This is a genomic window from Psychroflexus maritimus, assembly GCF_011089875.1.
Lineage (GTDB): Bacteria > Bacteroidota > Bacteroidia > Flavobacteriales > Flavobacteriaceae > Psychroflexus > Psychroflexus maritimus.
In genome coordinates this window covers 1-528 of sequence record NZ_JAANAS010000077.1, presented here as the reverse complement: position 1 = coordinate 528, position 528 = coordinate 1, and the positions used below count along the sequence as shown (strand labels likewise).

Sequence of the window (528 nt, the reverse complement as noted above, 5' to 3'; positions counted from 1 at the left end):
AGAATTCAAAATAATGAAAATCCTGATTGCTATGAAGTTGCTCAGTTTGATTTAATTCTATACGAAAGTATTAATTTTGAAGGTATTCAAGATTTGAATCAATGTGGTGATTTCTCTTATAACCAAGGCTTTAATTTAATCTCAAACACCTTAAATATATTTGATTTTAATAATGAAGATGATATTGAGAATATATCTTATTTCGTCACAGAAGAAGATGCAATTAATGGTGAAAATGCTATAGATAACTTAGTCAACTATTCTTTACCTGTAGGAGTAAATCAACAAACCATTTATGTAAGGGTAAGGAAAACTAGTGAATTTGGCTCTTGTCTTAGCTTCTCATCTTTTGAATTATTTTTATACAATGTTGAAATAGGCACAACTCCTATTCCTGATATTGAAGAATGTGAATCTAACTTTGAAAACGGACAAGTATTTTTTGACCTGACTCAACAAAATGAATTAGTTTTAGGGCCTAATCAAACTATCCAAGATTACAGCATCTCTTACTTTGAAGATTTAGCA

General features: G+C 29.2%; 1 protein-coding gene. It reads left to right on the top strand.

Annotated elements, in window-relative coordinates:
* A partial coding sequence (locus tag G7034_RS09790; protein ID WP_166400785.1) for a hypothetical protein occupies window positions 1-528 on the top strand: 528 nt, incomplete at both ends.